The organism is Oxyplasma meridianum (assembly GCF_038024865.1).
Lineage (GTDB): Archaea > Thermoplasmatota > Thermoplasmata > Thermoplasmatales > Thermoplasmataceae > Oxyplasma > Oxyplasma meridianum.
In genome coordinates, this window is the sequence record NZ_CP133772.1 from 789023 (window position 1) to 809003 (window position 19981).

Sequence of the window (19981 nt, forward strand, 5' to 3'; positions counted from 1 at the left end):
TGTTGAAGATAGGTATGACATGTCACTCCCCCTTTTTTTCCATATCAGATAACTGGGATGCAGATCAGCGAAAAGAGTCATGGTATGGATAATGTTGAAAAAAGAATGAGATGAAAGAAGCTTTACCAGCGGTATATTTTCATTCCACATCCCTATTTATCTCCTCCCGCATACTTGGACGAGTGAATATGAAGGGGCTGGTGACCTGCAGGGTCTAATCTCCCGTAATCTTCCACTATGCCAAGCATGCCCTTTCTGATAAGAAATATTGTGATGTAGGAGAGGATGAAAACAGTTAAGGCAACTGTAACAACTCCCAGTATCTCAATCCCAAGTGTATGCAGGGCTGCCAATCCTCCCTCAAAAAAAACCATTGGGGAGAACCGGATTTCCAGAAAGAACTGTGTAGCTGTGCTGGGTAAAAAATGCAATCATCGCAATTCCAAAGATGCCTTTTGTCATGTGATCTGGAAGCAGCCCCACTGGGTCGCTGAACCATTTACGTCTTGAAAAAAATATCTCTGCTTTGACATACAGAGGTCCACTTATGATTCCAAGCATAAATGCACTTAAAGGAATGACGAAACCGGCAAGTGGTGTGATCACAATGAGACCCATTAAAATGCCATTTACAGCATTAAGTAACCCTCCAGTGTCTTTTCTCACTATGTAACTGGTTCCAAGCGCGGAGATCATCCCTGCAAAACCGGATATAAGAATTACGAAAACAACTATCATGGTGTCAAAATTCAATGCGAGAACATTTCCTGGATGGAAGCAAAGCCACCCCACTATTAGAAGAAGGGTGGCCAGTGTCAGAGAACCATGGTTTATCCTGATGATCTCTTTCGGACTCTTCTTCAATCCTCTTGCCTTTTCCTCCTGCCATATCCTCACAAGTATGATCAGACCAGTTATACCTGCTGCCCCGTGTATAACAATTCCGCCGGCAAAATCCTTCATACCCATGATGTAGATCCAGCCTGTCAAGTTCCATATCCAGGCTGCCGGAAGGTTGAATATTATGATGAAGTACATTACTGAAAAGGCTGCAAAAGCTGACATTTTCAACTTTCTCAGAACAACAACCGAGACCAGTGCCAGGGTCACATAGGCAGAGGTTGCCTGCAGCATAAAATAAGTTATGGACAAGAGTCCGGTACCAGAATATGCTGATGAAGTCCTCCACCACTGTGTTGAGAACATTGCCACCGGAGATCCGAATGAACCTAGAAAGAACCCAGGTCTATAGAAGGGATTCCCGATTATGCCCCCCTATTGTAGGTGGAAATGCAGTATTGAATTTTATAAATGCCATTACAATGAATTATATTCCTGTGATGAGAACTGACTTGTGAAGGATATTCCTCATCTTTAGGCCAAGTTCCCAATCTCAAGGAACCCGATTGAAATGGTCATTAGAAAGATAAGCAGAGATGCGAATAGTACCCAGAAATTGTTCAGCAGGTTGATTATTTTACCCATCCCATATCCTGAATCAATATTTCAATTAAGCTGAAACCCCTGAAAATTAAGGATATGAAACTATATGTCATGGATTAATCACATGAAATCAGTTTCCAGCTATTGCATAATGCCAGAATAGATGAACTGATGCACTGATATGATGTATAAACAACATTGTGGTTCACTAATACTTAAGTAAGGTTAAACCTAATAAATAGTTATGGCGAAAAAATTTACTGCAATAGAGAGGCTTGAATGTTCACTCTGCGGAAAGAGTTATGATCCATTCGAAATCCAGAACCTGTGCCAGTGCGGAGGATCTCTTGTTGCGAGATATGACCTGGAAGAGGCTAAGGAAAACATGGATAAGAGAAACATGTCAAAAAGAGTGCTTTCTCCATGGAGATACCACGAACTCCTCCCCTTGAGAGATCCAAGAAATATTGTAACTTTGGGTGAGGGGATGACACCACTTCTGCAGATGAAACATCTGGGTGAAAAACTTGGCCTGAAAGATCTTATGATAAAAAACGAGGGCATGAATCCCACCGGTACCTTCAAGGCCAGAGGTGCTACTGCCGGAGTATCCAAGGCAAAGGAGCTTGGAATAGAATCTGTCACAGTCCCCACAAACGGAAATGCAGGTGCAGCCTGGGCAACTTATGCAGCAAGGGCAGGAATGGAATCCTACATAATTATGCCCAGGAATGGACCGGAAATTGCCAGAAAGGAGATAACTGCCGCAGGGTCCCATGCTTATCTTGTGGATGGCAGGATAACTGATGCAAATGTCATTTCGGAACAACTGAACCAAGATTACGGGATATTCAATGCTGCAACCCTGAAGGAACCTTACAGGCTTGAAGGAAAGAAGACCATGGGTCTTGAGATAATGGAACAGCTTGACTGGGAACCTCCAGACGTAATCGCATTTCCAACAGGTGGAGGTGTTGGCCTGGTTGGAATATACAAGGCAATACGTGAACTCAATGAAATGGGCTGGATCCATGATTCAAAGACAAGAATGGTATGCGTCCAGGCGGCCGGGTGCGCCCCCATAACTGAAGCATGGGAGAAGAAAGAGAGGGAAAGCGTAATGTGGGAGGAATCCGACACAGTTGCCTTCGGCATGAATGTCCCAAAGTCCAAAGGAGATTTTATGGTGCTTGAATCTCTCTACTCATCTGGAGGCTACGCTACATCAGTTGATGACAACGACATACTCAGCACAAAGCAGATGATAACAAAGGAAGAGGGACTTTTCGCATGCCCGGAGGGATCATCCGCGGTGGCAGGCATCAAAAAACTTCTGGATCAGGGCTTCATAGATCCCAGCGATAAGGTTATTGTCCTGAATACGGGAAGCGGCCTTAAATATCCAGATACTGTGCGGACGTTGATGCCTTTGCTGCAGCCTGGAGATGAAATTTCTATTGAAATTGAAGAGAACCAGGAATCTTGAAGATTGATATTCTTCCCTCATTTTCAGATATCATTTATTCAATGGTAAAACCTTGCCTTTATAATGTAGTAGAGTTCCGGTAATAACATAATCCAGAGAATTAAAGCAAGATGAAACTTAACAAAATCCATTGCTGAAGTAATTAACTGGATGATTATGCCATAAGCATCATGGGTTCTTCCACCTTTGAATCTCTCAATCCACTGATCAAAAGTGATATTTGTCAGGTAATCGTCCCTGAACAGGTGGGACACCATATCCACAAGAACTCCGAAACTTGCAAAAGATCCCACCTCAACCACTACAAAGAAAAAGAGATCTTCTCTATTATACAAAATGAGAAATATAAACAACAGAAATGAAAAGAATGCAAAATATACACCTTTTGTCTTTCCCGTTATGAAAAGATGTTCCCACTGTCTGAAACCCATGTTTGAAGGCATGTTCTGTCCTCAGGATTAATATATATTTTTACTTTTAAATTTATGCTTGTGTGCATTGGCTTATCCTTCCTGATGAGAAAAGTTTGAAGCTTTAATGTTTTAAATCGAAATTTTTCCTTAATAGGAGTATTCTCTGGTCAATGCTTGGATGGGTCCTGGAAGAGAAAAACCTGTACTCGGGGGGACGCCCGTTCATAATTATTAAGGTCTCCAGTGCCCATGCCATTCCCTCCGCCATTCCAAGTTTTTCACCCACAAATCTGTCCGCCTGTATCTCGGATCGCTTTCTCGACCATGGAAAGATAAATGCCAGATCTATGCCTGCACAAAAAAGGGCAAAGACTCCCAGGAGTATTGATGACGTAACTGTAAATTTTATAAGGGCGTAGAAAAGGAGGTCAAGATCCAGAAAGACGGGGAGAGTGAACATCAGCATGGATCGGAATGCATCTCGATTGGCAAAATGGCCCATTTCATGCCCAATTATGGCAGCCAGATGAGATTCCATCATGTTTTCATACAGGAAATCTGTCATTATTATGACTGGCCTTGTGATACCAATCTGGGAAGCATTGGCAATCTTCCTTCCTCCCAGATTCCTGACATAGATCAGTGGTTCCCTGCATCCTGCTGCCTTCAGCCTCATCTTTAGAGTGATCATGGTTTTCTCTGGGGCCTTGATCAGTGTCCTGACCTTCCCCTTCACAATTCTCACCTGTCGTATGAATGGAAAGAGGATGGAAAAGGCAAAAAGTATGTTTGTCAACACAAATAGAACCATCAACCATTCCCTTATTCCTTTGATAATATGAAACTGGAATAGAAATGCCACGGTTAAAACAAGAAGAGCGGGAAGAACAGCCATCATACCTCTAACATAAAAACGAACAAATTTCCTTCTATGATTTTGCTTCCTTGCATAACCAATGAAATCGTGAACAGCACCTGCAGTATATGCCCCCATTACTGACACAATTTCAATGATATACCACAGATGGGAGTAAAAGGTGAGAACTGGAAAAAACATGGAGATAACCAGGTCGACTACCAGAATAATACGGAATGTGGGAAACGGTCTTATGGTGTTATGGACATTCTGTTTCCTCTCTCTTGTTTCCCTACCCATGAATTATCCCTTATTCCTTTTCATCTTTCAGAGGACAGAAAATTTCAGAGATATCTTGTGATATATCTGTAGAGTGTGTCATCCTCCTCCTTTGCCATAAGCGCCTCTATGAAATATTCTGGATCGTTTCTGTAATGAATCAGTTCCCCCAGATGCTTCTTGAAGGTATCCAGTGCGCTTGGTCGGGGTTGGTTGCAATCCAGGAGGTATCCAATCTTGCCGGTATTTATTGAACCTCTGAGGCTCACATATCCAAGTGCAACCATTATCCTGTTTTCTGGAATCCCTGTCCCAACGGAGTATATCCTCCGGTATACTGAAAGCTGCTGCCTGTGATCTGATCCATAGTCTGATGTCCTGTCTGTTTTGTAGTCAAGTATGAGATGGTTGTCTCCTGATGCATCGGAGAATACCGCATCTATCTTCCCGTTGAATGTGATCCCATCAGCCTCTTTAATTTCAGGAAATGCCTTATCAAGGTCCATCACCATATTCTTCTCAGCTCCAGTCTGCATCATTGAAAATTTGTCTTCAATTTCCCTGTGGATATTTTTGATGTTTTCAAAATAAACTCTGTCCTCCTCACTGACCTCAGGCTCCATGGTGAAAAGGTCCTCTGCAATCTTGTGTATCCTTGTTCCTTTGGAAAGGGCTTTTGTGGATAGCGGTACGGCCAACACATATCTCTTGAGGAATTCAAATGGTTTGGTTGAGGTGTTGACCATGCTGAATGAGATGCTTTTTAGCCCTTGGAAGTAAGACGATATGGTTTCCCTCACCCATTTTCTCTTATCTTCAAGCAGCGACTTGGATGCCTCCAGATTTCCGCTTAAAAAAAGTGCATAGGCTTCATCGTAAAGTTTTCTCTGCTGTTTACCAGATATTGTTTCGGGAGGGTCTATCAGCGTTGTCTTTCCCTGGATATAGAAACTGTTTCCGTTTGTCGGCTTCTTGACTATTGAAAGCTTTTTCTTTGCCCTTGTGAATGCAACAAAGTCAACTCTCACATCCTCTTGGTTCAGATCCTCCCTTGAATCCTTCCCAAGTGTCCCCTTCAGTATTGAATGCATTACAACATCAATGAAACTCCTCTTTTTCCTCTCGCCTGATGGGATGTAGAGAACCTGGTCGAATTCCAGACCTTTAGCCTTGTGAACTGTTGAGAGAACTATATTTGACTCTGAATCTCCGGAATCGCTGCCGTAATCACAGAATGAGAGAAAATCCATCATCTCATCCAGGGTCTTCTCACCACCTATTTCGAAATATTCAATGATTCCCTGCTTTATGGCAACTGCTGAATCGAAATATCCCCTGCCCATTGTAATGGAAACCGGTATGACAACACTGTCAAAGAGTTCCATAAGGTTCCCGGCGTCGAATTCCCTTGCCGGGATTCCACCCTTTTCGCCTATCATTTTCTTAAGTGCCTCTGCATCCAGCCTGTCTCTCCTTCTTGCCTGGGATATATTGAAGGCATCCCTCATGCTGACGCCGGAAAATGGTGTGAAGAGGGAGTTCACCATGTCCTCGGGTTGGGATGAGAATATCCCCCTGATCATGGTGAGGATATCTCTCCTGGCATTGCTGACCAGACCGCCTGAAATTGTGCTGGAAAACTGTATGCCCCTCTCGGTTAGCAACTGGCCCATTTCCTCCAATTGTCCGTTTGTTCGTACCAGAACAGCCAGTTTCTTATCAGTATTTTGAAGAGATGGAAGCTGTTCTTCTATTCTTGACAGAACCACGCTGTATGGATCTTTTGTAATACAGAGATCAATGTCTTCACCCTCTTCCTGGTAATATGCCCTGAATTCCTGAAGCTCCTCTGCACCCTGTGATGAAACCGCTTCATAATACTCCCTGGAATACTCTATGATCCTGCTTGTGCTCCTGTAGTTCATGCCAAGTTTTGAGACAATTGCCCCCTTCTGATCCATGAACATCTGGAAATTTGAAACTGAACCCCCCTGAAAACCAAATATAGCCTGTTTCCTATCCCCTACCAGGAAAATGTTGTCACCAGACAGCCTTGCGATTTCCGCTTCAAGATCATTGACATCCTGGAGTTCGTCCACAAGCACATACCTGAACCTTGCTGGCTTTTCATGGTATATCTGCAGGAATTTTATGAGCAGATCATTGAAATCCATTCTTCCGTCTCTGTTCTTCCTTGTCTCATAATCCCTGAAAATATCAATGAAGTATGAAAGGAATGCAGTGACCTCTTCAAGTGTAGCATTGGAAACGCCTTCCTGGCTGTACATATCCTCAAGATCCGGAATGCATTTATTCCTCGCGATCTGATCAGGAAGGATGCCGAAACTTTTCAGGTACCTTATGGCATTCTCTATTTTTGGGATCAGCTGGTCTATGATGTATTCAGCCTGATAATTGAAAACGTTTCTCTCCATAACGCTCCTGTAAATTGAGTAACGGAGGTAGTTGTTCCCAACTATCCTTGGAGAGATGTCCCTCTCCTTCAGGTACTGCATTGCATAGCTGTGAAATGTTGAAACCCTTATTCCGAAAATGTCAGCCCTTACTATGCCCTGTTTCCTGACCTCCTTCTCAATGTTTCTCAGCATATGATCCGCTGCCTTCTCGGTAAAAGTTATGCAGAGGATATCATTCTCGTTTACCCCTTCCTTAAGAAGTGAGGCCACCTTCTTTGCCAGGGTTGTAGTCTTCCCGGTTCCCGGATTGGCGACTATGATCTCCACTGAGGAATTTTCTCCCATATACATTAAAGGATTAAAGCTTTAACTCAATAATTAGTTTTCTCAGGCCATATTATGTATCTGTCTGCAATGAAATTCCGGAGGTTCGTTGATGATCGTATATAAATCACGATGAAAAAGTGAAAACCTTAAAATAAGTATCCTCATAATGACATGAGATGTTTACTACAGAAGACCTTCCTGGAAATCTCCTGGATCAGGAATTATACGGGAAGTATATGAAGGAAGCAGATGTCAGGGAACTGTCTGCCAAGATCAGCGTACATAATAATGATTTCGCTGAGAGGGTAAGCAGCGTAGTCGCCCTTGTCGCAAGCCATGCAAGGCCGGAAAGAATTGTTTTCATAAAGGGGACTGAAAATGAACAGAAAGAGATCTTAAAAATGATCATGGATGAGGGATCACTCCTGCAGCTCAACCCAAAAAATTATCCCAATTCATACCTGTACAGGAGCAATCCAAACGATGTTGCCAGGACAGAGAAGGATACATACATATGCACCTCAGGCACAAAGGATGATGCTGGCCCGACAAATAACTGGATGCATACATCAGAGGCATATTCAAGGCTTTTTACCCTCCTGAAGGGTGCAATGGCAGGCAAAACTATGTATGTTGTACCATACTGGCTGGGTCCTCTGGATTCAAAATATGGAATGGGGGGGATTGAGATAACCGACAGCCCCTATGTGGTTGTAAATCTGAATATAATCACCAGAACCGGTACAGCTGCACTTGAAAGGATGGCACAGACAAACAGGATGACAGTGGGCATTCATTCAACAATGGATCTTATACCAAGCAACCGTTACATATGCCACTTTCCTGAGGAGAACAGGGGACAGGGGCTTATAATCAGCCTGAACTCCAACTACGGCGGTAACGCGCTCCTGAGCAAAAAATGTCATGCACTTAGGATTGCAACTAGTATGGCGAGAAATGAGGGATGGATGGCAGAGCACATGATGACCATAGGCCTTGAGGAACCTTCAGGACGCATTACATATATCAGTGGCGCTTTTCCCAGCTCAAGCGGGAAGACCAATCTCTCAATGATAGAACCGCCTGAGGAACTTGCTTCTGCAGGATGGAAGAGCTGGCTGATAAGCGATGACATAACATGGATGCATCCCAATAAAGGGAGACTCATGGGCATCAATCCGGAATATGGTTTCTTTGGAGTTGCACCACATACAAGTTACAAGACCAATCCAAATGCCATGAATTCAATAAAGAAAAATACAATATTCACAAATGTGGCTGTTGACGATGAAATGAATCCATACTGGGAGGGCATGGACACGAAACCTGAAAAGATTACGGATTGGCTTGGCAAACCATACACCGGTGAGGGGAATGCAGCCCACCCCAACTCAAGATTTACTTCACCCATAAAGCAGTATCCCCATCTTTCAAAGGAGTACGAAAATGGCAATGGAGTGCCTGTTTCTGCTTTCCTCTACGGTGGAAGGCGTGGGGATCTTGTTCCTCTGGTGTATGAGGCATATTCATGGGAAGAGGGAGTGCTCATTGGTGCAATGCAGAGAGTTGAGACAACTGCAGCTGCTGAGGGGAAGGTTGGAGTATTGAGAAATGATCCCATGGCAAACCGGCCATTTGTGGGATACAATATGGCAGACTACTTCCAGCATCACCTTGATATGGGAAGAAAACTCACCCATCCCCCCAGGATATTCAACGTGAACTGGTTCAGGAAGGATGGGGAGGGGAAATTCATGTGGCCGGGATATGGTTATAATACATACGTTCTCAAATGGATAAGCGGTAGAGTCCATGGGGAGATAAAGGATGCTGTGAAAACGCCAATAGGTTTTGTGCCCAATTTGGAAAACTTTGACTCAGGGAAGGTTTCAAGAAATGTAATGAAAGAACTTCTGCATGTTGACAGCAGAGGATATCTGGAAGAGATGAAGGCGACAAAACCATTTTTGGAATCCTTTGGTGAGAGATTTCCGGATGATCTGTGGAAGGCTTATTACTCTATGAAGGAGAGGTTGGAGAAAGAGTGAACAGCCATTTTCACTTGTCCTTCTTAGTCATTGGAGAACGTTTTAGGTGCCTGCTAAAAAGGCTTTTGAATCTTTCATTTTCCCAAACATTCCCCCTTGAATGGTAGCCTCTCAGCTCCCAGTATCCCTCTTCATAATCCTGCATTATCTCTATGCCATTCAACCATTTTGCACTTTTCCATCCGTACAGGTGAGGTATGAATGGCCTTGCAGGAAACCCGCTTTCCTGTGATATTGGTTTACCATCCATGAGAAGAGCCACTATGGAATCTTCCCCCATTGCATCCTCATATGGAACAGGTGCAGAGTATTCATCCATGCAGTGAAACATCACCCATCTGGGATCTCCTTTCGGTTCAGCCAGGTCTATGAGTTTTTTAAGACTCACTCCTTCCCACCCGACATCCTTTATGCTCCAGCCGGTTACACAGTGGAAATCCTTTGTATAACTAATATGATCCATCTCCATAAGTTCCCTGTAGGTAAATGAAAGTCGTTTACCTGTCTGCCCAAAAACAGTGAGAGTATATGATTCGATGTCCACATCCGGTTGATCAAGTGCTGAATAGAGGATGAAATTTTTAATGTATCTCTGTCCATCCGGGACCGTTTTTTCCATGGCACACTTATGCCGATGCTGTTAAAGAATTTTCACTTTAGAAGTGAGAGAATGTGTGAAAGACCATCCAGAGAAACCTTCTTTGTTCACTAAGGAACTATTCTCAGGAAATTTCCTATTATGGCAATCAGTGTTGCAACTATGAGCATGGCAACTATCCACAGAGTGTATCTGCCCGAAACAGCCTTTGCAATTCCAGCTCCAAGGGCCCCCATTGCCAGTATTGCAGAAATAATTGGAATTAGGCCATTTTTTGGAAACAGGTAGTTGATGAACAGCGGAATTCCGGCCCCCACATATCCGCAAACTCCTGAAATGGAAGTGCTCACCAGTGCCTCTATGAATATATCCCTTCCAATTTTGCCCTTTAGAAGAGACCTTGGAGAAGAAAGGTTTAACTGCCTTGAAGCCTTGTTTATTTCTCCCCTTAAACTGGAATACTCTGCGATGAAGAAACTGAATACCCCCACGAATGCCGATCCAAGCACAACCCGTTCTGAAAGCCCGGGACTGATTCCCTGGCCGCTGAGAATGCTTCCGGTTACAAGCATAAGTGCAGTGATGATTCCATCAGCCAGTCCTATGGTGGCTGGAAACAGAAGACTGTACTTCAATTAATTCGCCTAATGCTCTCTATAATCCTCTTTCCCGCAACAACTTCGTCGACTGAGTGAATCACAGCTCCGTTGTCCTCAATAGTATTGATAAGCTTATCATAATCAATACCTCCACCCTCCACTGTTATACTGGTGCCCATTGTTTCCATGTCCATTTCAGTAACTATAATATTTACTGCTTCCACACCCGGCACTTTTTCAATTGATGTTGCCAGCTCGATAAGTCCAGGCCTGTTAAGGCTCTTGTCCACATCAAGCACAACTCTTCTTATGCTCATCCTACAATCCTCCAGCGGTGCCTATTGGATACTTCTGAAAAACAATACTTGAGAATACCTTTGCAGAAGAATCAATAAATATGCAGGTAGAATTGTAAACAAACAACATATATTCCCCTAAAGATCCTGCCTTGTCTTTCATCTGATTCTCTTCACTTCACGTTTATTATTTGTATATCTGATTATTCATAGCACCTTTATAATCATTGCCTTTGTGTGTTTATTTCGGAGGTCTAAATTAACCCATGAATAATGGCTAATCTTATGCTTTATTGACTGAATTCTTGATTCTCTTGGAATAGATCTGAAGATCGGCGATCATCAACACTAAAACCATTGAAAAAAATATCGTCCCTCCAAGGAATATTCCATCAAAGTCCCCATAGTATGAAGAATATGCCGGGAGTAATGAAAAACTAATAAGTGCAAATTCCACCACTGCTATGGTGTAACCATAGATCAAGAGTACCTTTTGAAGAAGGGACGCTATGAAATTAACTCTTTCCAGATCGATTGAGGGCTGAGCTACCTTTCTTATGGAGGCATAAAAACGATCTATATCATCACCTCTGTTTATTGTAAGAGCCGATCCCTCTGTTGATGTGGCTGATTGGTTGTTCCTTAACATCTGGGCAGCTCTTGCTGCGCTTCTGCTCATGAATCTGGTAAGCATATCCCGCATAAATGAAAGGTCTAGAACACTCTCTATTTCCTTCACTTTTGAGGATAAATCTTCCACATATGATTTAAGGCCATTTCTGACCACAAAATAGATTATAGTGGTCAGTACAAATATGACTGCGGGAAATATGTATAACAGGTACAGCATGCTAAAGTATAAACTTACAGCATGTATTAAACCTTAACCATTATGAAATTGCATGGTAAAGAGAAAGTAGTTCGGCAATTTTATCTTTTTAATATTTTGTGTATATTGATCTATTTTGACGAAATTTCGCATTTTGCCAAGAGAATTTGATTTTATGAGTTTGTAAAAATAATCAGAAAATGGCTTAATCTAAGGTTTGAATCATCGACGATTTTTTTCGTGTTTGACTCTTGTCAGACAAAATTTATAAACTACCAGATTATATAATTTTGGTAATCATGAGCGGCGGTAAATTTACAAAAACATTCAGGGAGGAGATGGATCGCATAAAATCAATAATAAGAGAGGATCTGGCAAAGGATGATACCACTGTTAAATTGAAGAAACACTGATTTTAGATTCAAACGCAAAATAGATATCTTTATAGCGAATTGTCTACTGTGAATTCAAGGGAGAAAACATTCGTCCTTGTCATGATATTTATTGTGATTAATGCTGTACTGCTTTATTTTATAGGCTTCATGAACGTAGTTGTCTAGTTTGTATAGCAATTCATAATCAACTGGAACGGTGGGCTATTCCGACAGTTCTTTGAGGAATGACCTTAAATTTCTTTCAGAATACCAGTATACAGGTCGGTTGTAGTCGCTTAGAATTATATCCTTGATTGTAAAATAACCTCCTGCCTCCATGAAACCTTTGTGAAGCAGAAAACTGTTCAACTGGCTTGATTCAGGCTTTACAGATATATTCATTGTGTTTGTTGAGGTATCCAGCCTGAGGGAAAATGACATTATGTATTTTTCATCAAATGAAGGAGTTAAGTAATGATTCTTTGTATAGACAAGTATGATCCCCTCCTGTCTTATTTCCGAGTTACCCTTTTTGTAGAATTTATTGAGTTCAGAGGAAAATCTGTCCATATCCCATGGGCAGTAGATGTCGTCAATAGTATTTTTTATATTTCTCCTTGACATAGAGAGAGTATAGCACAAAGGCAAAAAAAGTAATTGGAGGTTTTATTTAATGGCTGAAAGAGAACTGGAGAAATATGAACAGAATGCAATAGATACCTGCCCGGACGAAGATTACAGGATAAAATTGAAAAAATGGGTAATGAAGCATAAGAAACCCCTCGACAATTATGATCTGAAAAAGCTGAAGGACAAGATCGAGAAATTTAACAGAAAACATAATAAAACTTCTTAATCCAGCCCGTAATTCCATAATATGAAAGCGTCCATAATTACAGTGGGCAATGAGATACTCAAAGGGAGGACTGTTAACACAAACACAGCCCACATAGGATCTTTTCTTACCCATATGGGGTATGATGTCATACGCAATCTTGTGGTGAAGGATGATCCCGACGAGATCGGATGGGCATTTGACACTGCGCTTTCAGTCTCAGACGTTGTCATCTCATCTGGGGGTCTTGGCCCCACGTTTGATGACATAACTGTCCCGTCATTTGCAAAACATTTCAATATTGATTTGGTTTTAAACCAGGAGGCTCTTTTTATTCTCAAAAAGAGATACGGGGATCGGAATTTGAAGGTTACGCCTGAAAGGATGAAGATGGCCATGCTTCCCGCAGGGTCTATAGCCGTTAAGAATAACGTGGGGTCTGCCCCAGGTGTATTCATGGAACTTGAAGGGAAAAAGATACTGATTCTTCCAGGTGTTCCTTCTGAAATGAAGGATATTCTTTCCAATGCATCTACCCTGATTGGAAATGGCGACTTTTTCTATTATGAGGATACAATTCATCTTGAAGGCGTCATGGAAAGTTCCCTTGCTCCAATGGTATCAGAACTCATGAAGAAATATAAAGGGAAGGTCTACATCAAATCCCATCCCCTGGGCATTGAAAACAATAACCCAAAGATCGATGTGGAGGTCTCCTCACAGGGTAGCAGCATGAAGGAGGCAGAGGATGCTGTGAAAGATGCAGTGGAGACAATAAGGGAACACTGGAGAGAGAGGATGGGAAAGTAGGCTAATGTGCACCTGGGGGAAATACAACATTATCATAGTCCAGATAACGCTTATCCTCAAATCTCAGGTAATCAGGATTCACGCCGTACTCCAATGCCATATAGTAGGCAAGATAGTAGACAGGCACCATGTTAAGAATGGGCTGTACATATGAATCGACCTTCTCAGGAACTGTAAAGCTGTAATCACCATCTCCGTTTACAACAGCAGTCTTTGTAACTGTAAATCTGCAGGCTTTCACAATATCTTCTGTTCTAGGGTTGTCGGTTTCAGAATTTACAATTATCACCAGTGACCTGTCATCAATGACGGAGGTGCATCCATGGTTGAATTCCTCAAGTTCTATCCCCTCCGCATGCACATGTGTTGATTCCTTGATCTTCTGGGCACCCTCTCTTGCTGCCACAAAATTTGGGCCTGAACCAAGTACGAATATTCTCTCAACCCTGCCTATACTTTGGGCCATTTTCTTCATAGGATCATCTGATTTTTCAAGCACATTCCTGAATTTTTCTCCCAGATCATTGAGGTTGATACCCAGATGGCCAAAGTGGTTTGAAATGGAAAGCATGGCAAACGCATTGTCAAAAAAGGCTTTTGTATTGCATAAAGACATATCAGGACTGTTGCCAATGACAATTCCGTGTCTGGAAGCTTTCAGGAGGGGGGTGTTATCAAAATGTGAAATCCCCACAGTTACGGCGTTTTCCCCCGCTTTTTTCATTGCATCCACAGTGGATTTTGTCTTTCCTGTGTGCGATATGCCAATAACTGTACCTTCCGACCTGCCAAAATGTTCCAGCTCATATGCCTGGATGCTTTTCCACTGAAATCCATTCCTTCCAAGTATCTGGGAACCTGCAATTCCGGAATGTAGTGCCGTTCCGTTTCCTGTAACAGTGATTGGACTCCTGAAAATAGACATGTCAACTCTATTCATTATCTGGAGTGTTTTCATAACTCCATTATAAGAATCCCTTAACATATCATACATTATATATGGATGCCCACTCCTCTGCAATGGTAAATCGTCTGTCATCAGTCCTAAAATATAACATCGGATTTAATTCTTCATAAAGAGTATTTTGAAAATTTAACTTTTGATTCGAGGTTCATGATGGTGCGGGTGAAGGTTTCTCTTTCTCAGTATTGGTCTTATTTTCCGTGTTATTTCCGGTTTTTAGAGGAGTGACCGATACATCCCGGTTTATTACAACTGATTCTATGTCCTCCCTCTCCTTGAAGAGTTTCTCAATGCTTATGCCAAGCCTGTTGGCTTCCATGCATATGGCTCTGGCACCCTCCGACTGGATAATCTTGTATTTTTCGCCTGCGTATGAACCTGGGCCGGAACTGGAATATATTACCGTTATTTTTTTAATTTCATCGCATTTATACATTCTGGCACCCATGGATATTGAAAATTATTTTATATGCTTTGCCTTCAACCATTTTCAAAAATATAAGCATTGAATTACCTTCTCCTTCTGGAAATCAGAGCAACCAGGGCAAATACAGCAACTATTGCGGACAGGGCCCCAATAAAATAGTAATCTGCACTTGGAGGTTGTGCTTTGACGGTCCTGGGATTTAAAGACAGATTCAGGCTTATGTTGAGGTAATAATGGCTTCCTGAATTAACTGAAATGTTGGTATAATAATTATTGTAATTATGCAGAGATGCTACTACAGAGTAGGTGCCGTTAATGGCTTTTAAACTGAATTTTCCGTCAGTTACATTCACTGCCTTGCCGTCTATTTTTAAAGTAGAATCAGCAGGAGTTATTGTGCCGCTGATGTAAGAATATTGTTTGAAGGTTAAGTTCTCTGTAAGGTTTGATCCTGAAACCGTGATGTTGTATATTTTCTGTAATGGATAGTATGGAGATGAGGTTGAAACATAGAAATAGTATGTACCATCTGTAACATGAAGAGTTAGATTGCTGCCAGATGTTGAGGCTGAAATGTTCTGATAACTGCTTATGTTCCACACTGTCCCAACAGGGAGACCCGTTTCGCTGAACTCAATGTTGTATTTTAGTTCCCTGAAGACAACATATTGAGTTGCATCTGATCCAGAAACATCCAGTTTACTTGCATAGGATGATCTGTATGTTTTCAGTCCAGTACTGACATTATAATAATAAGTTCCATTCTGTAGGTACACAATATAGTCTCCTGCAGTGATCTTTCCTGAAGATCCCATCCCTGTGATGTTGACATACCACCCGCTTCCCTGAGGAAGGCCACTCTCAGAAAATGTCACGGCATAAAAACCATAAGCGGCCAGTGCTGTGTAAGATCCGGCACTTATATTCGCAGTGGAATCCCATACTGGAATATCCGGATTTGTAGAATTATATAACGCAATGGAGTAATTTCCGGGGCCTAGTGTAAGATTTGCACCGTAATTCTGGAAATCATGCCTTCTTCCACCTACCGATAAAATCCCTGATCTAAGGGTTGTGCTGAGATTCAATATACCTACATCCTTATAGCTGTATATCTGCCCAAGACTTGATGAACCGGGTGTTTCCATGGCTAATACTGAACCTGAAACTTTGGAAAATTCCCCACTGGAAATTATGTTGGAAATCCCCTCAGCTGTATCACTTCCGTGATTGAAGGCGTTGCTGATCTGCTGGTAGTTGTGTCCGTTCCAGTATTGAAGTTTCAATGATAGATTTGAAGATGTGTCGTTTGTGTCTGTGCCTCCTCCAGGACCGCCCAAGATGAGTTCTGCATCATAATATGCGCCGAATGGGTTGTACTCCGATCCATTTACGACGAAACCGAGATCAGATGTAACATGATTTGCAAATATGAATGTGGCATTATCAAATGTAACCCAGCCATAACCGTCGTTGTACAAAAAGGCAACCTCTGGCTTTCCATTGCTGTTAATTGTGGATAAGACCTTCAGTTGTAATTTCATTGGATACACAAAGTTCATGTTATTTCCCGGAAGAGTTGAGTTGGCGATTGCATAATAATAGCCTGTTGAACCTGATTTTGCAACTGTTCCATTTCCTGATATTGAAGAATTATGCATTTCAGCAGACCCGGATGAGTAATTCCAGACGTTATCTATAAATAATATGGACTGAGGGCTGGATGTCTGAACAAGTGCAACATCCTGTATCCAGTAATCATATTCGCTTACTGCATCGTAAAATTCCAGATTCACGTTCATCTGAAAACTCATCCGGTCTTCTACCGAAAAGCTTGTGGTATTATTGGTGCTCAATGAGGTTATATTGACCTTGCCAAGAAAAGACGGGGTTGAGTATGAATAGGAGTTGTACCCGGTGATTCCATTAGTGCTGAGGCCATAATCAGCTATCCCCATTGGTGCAGGCTCAGAACTGTAATACAATTGCGGATTAACGGACATATCTGTTCCATTTTTGCTAAAATTTTTCACCGGTATAAAGGTTGTAGGTAGTGTCTTATATCCTGTAGCAGATTGCACTTCTTGATTCCCGTAGTATTGATTTGCAGAAGCTTTTCCATGGTTTTCCGCTGTATTTGCACTAAATTGACCGGAATTAATTGTCTTATTACTTTGTGATACCGATGAACTATGGTATTGTTGAATGGAATTAAATGCAGGCATGAATATAAGAATTGCAACCAGTAACAGAATGATGAAATTTCTGGATTTTTTATTTTTCATTGATATTTCATGAAACGAAAATGGAGGATACTAATAATTTTTTCACTGGATTGTTTCGCACATATTATGCTGAACCTGAAATTATTGTATTTTTGGGGAGAGAAAAAAAGCACAAGAAAAAAACTGCCCTGAATTCATTTACCCTATTTCTTCTTGATTCTACTCTGTGCGTTTGATTATGTGGTATCCATAGTTCGTTTTCACTATTCCTGATACCTCTCCTTTCTTCAGGGCAAATGAGGCTTTCTCAAACTCTTTTACCATTGCACCCCTTTTGAAGAATCCCAGGTCTCCGCCTCTCTTCCTTGTACCATCTATGGAATACTTTTCTGCCATTTTTGCAAAACTTTCTCCACTCTTAATCTTCTCCAGCACTTCCTTTGCAGTTGTCTCCTTCTCCACAAGTATGTGAGAACACCTTATTTTTTCTGACATTGACCAATCCTAAACTTTTCTGCATATATTGAGTTTTGTAAAATCCAGAATCCTAAGACAACCCGTATTTTCTCATCTTGTTTACCATCCATTCAGATGCTGGAGTATATCTTATGCTGATGTTATTCATCAATTCTTCAAATGCATAATCCATTGTAACCATCTCAACGGTGCTCAAATTGAGTCTTAAAGCGCAATCCAATAGACTCTACTCCTCCCTTGACCTGATCTTCCCTTCTTTTTTTATATGTATTGTAATACACATACAATAATATTTGTATCATATTACAAATTCATTATTTCATGTATTCTGATACAAATTAAGCTCTGCTATTTTCAGGTTACGAAATTCGTTGACCATGTTATCAAACTCCTTTAGAAGTCATCATCTGTCTGATGCTTAAACTTCGTGGGTGCAACCTAACACCCTCTATCCCGTTCTCAAACGATTTCGGGATTGCTTTTCTTATCACAATTGTTTTGCAAAACGACCTTCTAGGTCAATGATTTTAAGCTACATTGCGATGTTTGTTGGGCATTATATAACATCTAAAATTTATGTCGCTGAAATCAATAAAAGTATTGGGGAATTCCCCCATGTCTTGACATCCGGCATGAAGAGATCTGTGAGGAAGCATTTCCGTGAATACCTACTTGGCCTTATGATACCGCCTGAGATAAGGAGAAAGATCATCTCAAACATTTCTGAACTTGTTTCAGAATATGATCAGATCACTGTCAACAGATCATTTCACTCCGTTGATTCTGATGTCTTAGAGAAGAATTATGTCACTTTACTGAAATCCATAATTGCCCAACACAGGATGCAGTTCATAGGGGATTACACACTCCTTGAACACCCGGGATCAAAGGTCATGGAATCTGTTAGATGGTTCTATGAGGGGAAAGACAAGAATAACGTGCTTGCACATCAGTTTGCGACTTCCGGGCTTTATGATATGGATATGGACATATTCTACCCTTTCCTCACGAGACTCTACAGGAAGATGGACTATTTCCCCGATGACATGAAGGATGATTTCATGACCAAGATACAGATTATGAGTAAAATCTTCACCATTGCTGAGGAGGATTTCAATGTCACCGGAAAGACCATAGACTCATGGTATTCAAGTGCAAAGTTCCTGGAAGATCATTTTGTGACAGAGTTGAAGATCGACAGAAAAGTCTCCTTCACTGATCTTGGAAGGATGATTAATCAGAACAGGGATCTTTTCTACACCATGGCTGAGATACTTGAATCCATATTCCTCTTTTATGGGAAGGATACCGCAACACTAAAGGATTTTCAACTGCAGAAGGAATTTCATGCCCTCCTTACCAACGGAGCAGCAGTGTATCTCATGGTTCTTTACAACCCTGAGACAGGAAGGAAAAAGTTCCTCATTTCCGACTATCTCTCAGGTGATGATATGATCAAGGCATGGAACCATCGCTGGTCCATAGAAACACTTCATAACGATGTAAAGGACTTGGGTATTGGGGAGTATCAGGTCCGGAGACGAGAAGGGTCACTTATACAGGCAAGGACCTCCTTCGCTGCCTATACTCTCCTCTCAATAATGATGAGAGAGTCGCAGAAGCTTTTCGGCAAGCTTCTGAAGACCATAGGTGAGTGCTCAAGATCAATAAAAGAGTTTCTAATTCTCAAAAAGAACTACAAATATAAGTTATTTTCGGGATAATTGCAAAAGTATTCTGATCATTCACTGGAGTTTAGTGTAACGACATCCTCTGGAAAGATGTAAAGACGAGTTTTCTTCTCTTCCTTATCCTGATCCACCTTGTGCTTTACGGTAAAATACTATCGGTCTTATCGACATATATGTCCTCTTTTTATGCCTTCTACCGTTCATTCAGTTACCAAAGGGTGAAGACTTCACTCCTGAGGATAACAGGGGAACTATCCGCTTCCTTATAACCGTAATTTAACCAAAGCATTTTTCTTCAGAAGGTATGAGTGTATCCAAGAATCTTTCTAGGATTTCACTTAGAGATTTAAGAACACCATGATTCTCCCCACTTGCAATGAAAAAAATCATTACGTATTACGCCCGAGCCGGGATTCGAACCCGAATCTGAGGCTCCGCAGGCCTCTAGGATATCCAAATTACCCCACTCGGGCTAAGATGCCAATACTACAACACCAGCCATGGTTGAACGTTCGGATGCAAATTACTTTTTTGTTTCCAACTTTATAATTTACCTTATTGATTTCCTCAACTGAATTTGCGCAATA

18 protein-coding genes, 1 tRNA gene and 1 pseudogene are annotated in these 19981 nt (G+C 41.6%); 5 read left to right on the forward strand and 15 right to left on the reverse strand.

Annotated elements, in window-relative coordinates; translation table 11 throughout:
• Positions 1-152: 152 nt before the first annotated feature.
• Together OXIME_RS04030 and OXIME_RS04035 are read right to left on the reverse strand one after the other, a co-directional pair.
• The gene (locus tag OXIME_RS04030) at positions 153-374 is read right to left on the reverse strand and encodes a hypothetical protein (RefSeq protein WP_393972182.1); all 222 of its coding nucleotides are present in this window, start codon (positions 372-374) and stop codon (positions 153-155) included.
• Entirely contained in the window at positions 361-1206 is an 846-nt protein-coding gene (locus tag OXIME_RS04035) for an ammonium transporter (protein WP_393972245.1), read from the reverse strand. Before OXIME_RS04035 ends, OXIME_RS04030 begins: the two co-directional genes overlap by 14 nt.
• 481 nt (positions 1207-1687) lie before the next feature.
• Here OXIME_RS04035 and OXIME_RS04040 point away from each other — a divergent pair, with 481 nt between their 5' ends.
• Positions 1688-2929, forward strand: a complete 1242-nt coding sequence (locus OXIME_RS04040) for a threonine synthase (protein ID WP_393972183.1) — start codon at positions 1688-1690, stop codon at positions 2927-2929.
• Positions 2930-2967: 38 nt separating this feature from the next.
• Here OXIME_RS04040 and OXIME_RS04045 read toward each other — a convergent pair whose 3' ends face one another.
• The 3 genes from OXIME_RS04045 to OXIME_RS04055 form a co-directional block, all read right to left on the reverse strand.
• Positions 2968-3372, reverse strand: a complete 405-nt coding sequence (locus tag OXIME_RS04045; RefSeq protein WP_393972184.1) for a hypothetical protein — start codon at positions 3370-3372, stop codon at positions 2968-2970.
• A gap of 91 nt (positions 3373-3463) precedes the next feature.
• Positions 3464-4498, reverse strand: coding sequence for a M48 family metalloprotease (locus tag OXIME_RS04050; protein WP_393972185.1), 1035 nt, complete (start codon positions 4496-4498; stop codon positions 3464-3466).
• A 44-nt stretch (positions 4499-4542) separates the two neighbouring features.
• Positions 4543-7239 (reverse strand): UvrD-helicase domain-containing protein, encoded by a 2697-nt coding sequence (locus tag OXIME_RS04055; protein WP_393972186.1) that lies wholly within the window; start codon positions 7237-7239, stop codon positions 4543-4545.
• A gap of 158 nt (positions 7240-7397) precedes the next feature.
• Between OXIME_RS04055 and OXIME_RS04060 the strand changes: the two genes are divergently transcribed.
• Positions 7398-9269: a phosphoenolpyruvate carboxykinase (GTP) gene (locus OXIME_RS04060; RefSeq protein WP_393972187.1), complete on the forward strand. Its 1872-nt coding sequence runs from the start codon at positions 7398-7400 to the stop codon at positions 9267-9269.
• 10 nt (positions 9270-9279) lie between these two features.
• Here the strand turns inward: OXIME_RS04060 and OXIME_RS04065 are convergent, their stop codons facing one another.
• The 5 genes from OXIME_RS04065 to OXIME_RS04085 form a co-directional block, all read right to left on the reverse strand.
• Positions 9280-9888 (reverse strand): sulfite oxidase-like oxidoreductase, encoded by a 609-nt coding sequence (locus tag OXIME_RS04065; protein ID WP_393972188.1) that lies wholly within the window; start codon positions 9886-9888, stop codon positions 9280-9282.
• Positions 9889-9977: 89 nt separating this feature from the next.
• Positions 9978-10502: a hypothetical protein gene (locus tag OXIME_RS04070; RefSeq protein WP_393972189.1), complete on the reverse strand. Its 525-nt coding sequence runs from the start codon at positions 10500-10502 to the stop codon at positions 9978-9980.
• The gene (locus OXIME_RS04075) at positions 10499-10783 is read right to left on the reverse strand and encodes a DUF211 domain-containing protein (protein ID WP_393972190.1); all 285 of its coding nucleotides are present in this window, start codon (positions 10781-10783) and stop codon (positions 10499-10501) included. Before OXIME_RS04075 ends, OXIME_RS04070 begins: the two co-directional genes overlap by 4 nt.
• A 262-nt stretch (positions 10784-11045) precedes the next feature.
• Positions 11046-11612 (reverse strand): hypothetical protein, encoded by a 567-nt coding sequence (locus tag OXIME_RS04080; protein ID WP_393972191.1) that lies wholly within the window; start codon positions 11610-11612, stop codon positions 11046-11048.
• A gap of 575 nt (positions 11613-12187) precedes the next feature.
• Entirely contained in the window at positions 12188-12589 is a 402-nt protein-coding gene (locus OXIME_RS04085; RefSeq protein WP_393972192.1) for a hypothetical protein, read from the reverse strand.
• 49 nt (positions 12590-12638) lie between these two features.
• Here OXIME_RS04085 and OXIME_RS04090 point away from each other — a divergent pair, with 49 nt between their 5' ends.
• Both OXIME_RS04090 and OXIME_RS04095 read left to right on the forward strand, forming a co-directional pair.
• The gene (locus tag OXIME_RS04090; protein ID WP_393972193.1) at positions 12639-12821 is read left to right on the forward strand and encodes a hypothetical protein; all 183 of its coding nucleotides are present in this window, start codon (positions 12639-12641) and stop codon (positions 12819-12821) included.
• A 21-nt stretch (positions 12822-12842) separates the two neighbouring features.
• Complete coding sequence (locus OXIME_RS04095; protein WP_393972194.1) at positions 12843-13610, forward strand: nicotinamide mononucleotide deamidase-related protein; 768 nt, start codon at positions 12843-12845, stop codon at positions 13608-13610.
• Between the two features lies 1 nt (position 13611).
• On the opposite strand, the gene OXIME_RS04100 is transcribed toward OXIME_RS04095, so the two are convergent.
• From OXIME_RS04100 to OXIME_RS04115, 4 genes and pseudogenes are all read right to left on the reverse strand, one after another.
• A complete protein-coding gene (locus OXIME_RS04100; RefSeq protein WP_393972195.1) occupies positions 13612-14649 on the reverse strand; it encodes an SIS domain-containing protein in 1038 nt (345 codons plus the stop codon).
• 73 nt (positions 14650-14722) lie between these two features.
• Complete coding sequence (locus OXIME_RS04105) at positions 14723-15010, reverse strand: hypothetical protein (protein ID WP_393972196.1); 288 nt, start codon at positions 15008-15010, stop codon at positions 14723-14725.
• A 74-nt stretch (positions 15011-15084) separates the two neighbouring features.
• Positions 15085-17082, reverse strand: coding sequence for a thermopsin (locus OXIME_RS04110; RefSeq protein ID WP_393972197.1), 1998 nt, complete (start codon positions 17080-17082; stop codon positions 15085-15087).
• 366 nt (positions 17083-17448) lie between these two features.
• A pseudogene (locus OXIME_RS04115) lies at positions 17449-17712 on the reverse strand (peptidylprolyl isomerase); the annotation flags it as partial.
• A 611-nt stretch (positions 17713-18323) separates the two neighbouring features.
• Between OXIME_RS04115 and OXIME_RS04120 the strand changes: the two are divergent.
• On the forward strand, positions 18324-19427 hold the full coding sequence (locus OXIME_RS04120) for a hypothetical protein (RefSeq protein ID WP_393972198.1): 1104 nt from the start codon (positions 18324-18326) through the stop codon (positions 19425-19427).
• A gap of 366 nt (positions 19428-19793) precedes the next feature.
• Here the strand turns inward: OXIME_RS04120 and OXIME_RS04125 are convergent.
• Positions 19794-19867 (reverse strand) — tRNA-Arg (locus OXIME_RS04125).
• Between the last annotated feature and the right edge of the window lie 114 nt (positions 19868-19981).

Excerpts from the sequence above, each read along its gene's own strand:
- OXIME_RS04075 (WP_393972190.1), bottom strand. The coding sequence starts at position 10,783 with ATGAGCATAAGAAGAGTTGTGCTTGATGTGGACAAGAGCCTTAACAGG.
- OXIME_RS04060 (WP_393972187.1), top strand. The coding sequence starts at position 7,398 with ATGTTTACTACAGAAGACCTTCCTGGAAATCTCCTGGATCAGGAATTA.
- OXIME_RS04100 (WP_393972195.1), bottom strand. The coding sequence starts at position 14,649 with ATGACAGACGATTTACCATTGCAGAGGAGTGGGCATCCATATATAATG.
- OXIME_RS04105 (WP_393972196.1), bottom strand. The coding sequence starts at position 15,010 with ATGTATAAATGCGATGAAATTAAAAAAATAACGGTAATATATTCCAGT.
- OXIME_RS04095 (WP_393972194.1), top strand. The coding sequence starts at position 12,843 with ATGAAAGCGTCCATAATTACAGTGGGCAATGAGATACTCAAAGGGAGG.
- OXIME_RS04055 (WP_393972186.1), bottom strand. The coding sequence starts at position 7,239 with ATGGGAGAAAATTCCTCAGTGGAGATCATAGTCGCCAATCCGGGAACC.
- OXIME_RS04030 (WP_393972182.1), bottom strand. The coding sequence starts at position 374 with ATGGTTTTTTTTGAGGGAGGATTGGCAGCCCTGCATACACTTGGGATT.
- OXIME_RS04035 (WP_393972245.1), bottom strand. The coding sequence starts at position 1,206 with ATGTTCTCAACACAGTGGTGGAGGACTTCATCAGCATATTCTGGTACC.
- OXIME_RS04080 (WP_393972191.1), bottom strand. The coding sequence starts at position 11,612 with ATGCTGTACCTGTTATACATATTTCCCGCAGTCATATTTGTACTGACC.
- OXIME_RS04090 (WP_393972193.1), top strand. The coding sequence starts at position 12,639 with ATGGCTGAAAGAGAACTGGAGAAATATGAACAGAATGCAATAGATACC.
- OXIME_RS04065 (WP_393972188.1), bottom strand. The coding sequence starts at position 9,888 with ATGGAAAAAACGGTCCCGGATGGACAGAGATACATTAAAAATTTCATC.
- OXIME_RS04040 (WP_393972183.1), top strand. The coding sequence starts at position 1,688 with ATGGCGAAAAAATTTACTGCAATAGAGAGGCTTGAATGTTCACTCTGC.
- OXIME_RS04085 (WP_393972192.1), bottom strand. The coding sequence starts at position 12,589 with ATGTCAAGGAGAAATATAAAAAATACTATTGACGACATCTACTGCCCA.
- OXIME_RS04045 (WP_393972184.1), bottom strand. The coding sequence starts at position 3,372 with ATGCCTTCAAACATGGGTTTCAGACAGTGGGAACATCTTTTCATAACG.
- OXIME_RS04050 (WP_393972185.1), bottom strand. The coding sequence starts at position 4,498 with ATGGGTAGGGAAACAAGAGAGAGGAAACAGAATGTCCATAACACCATA.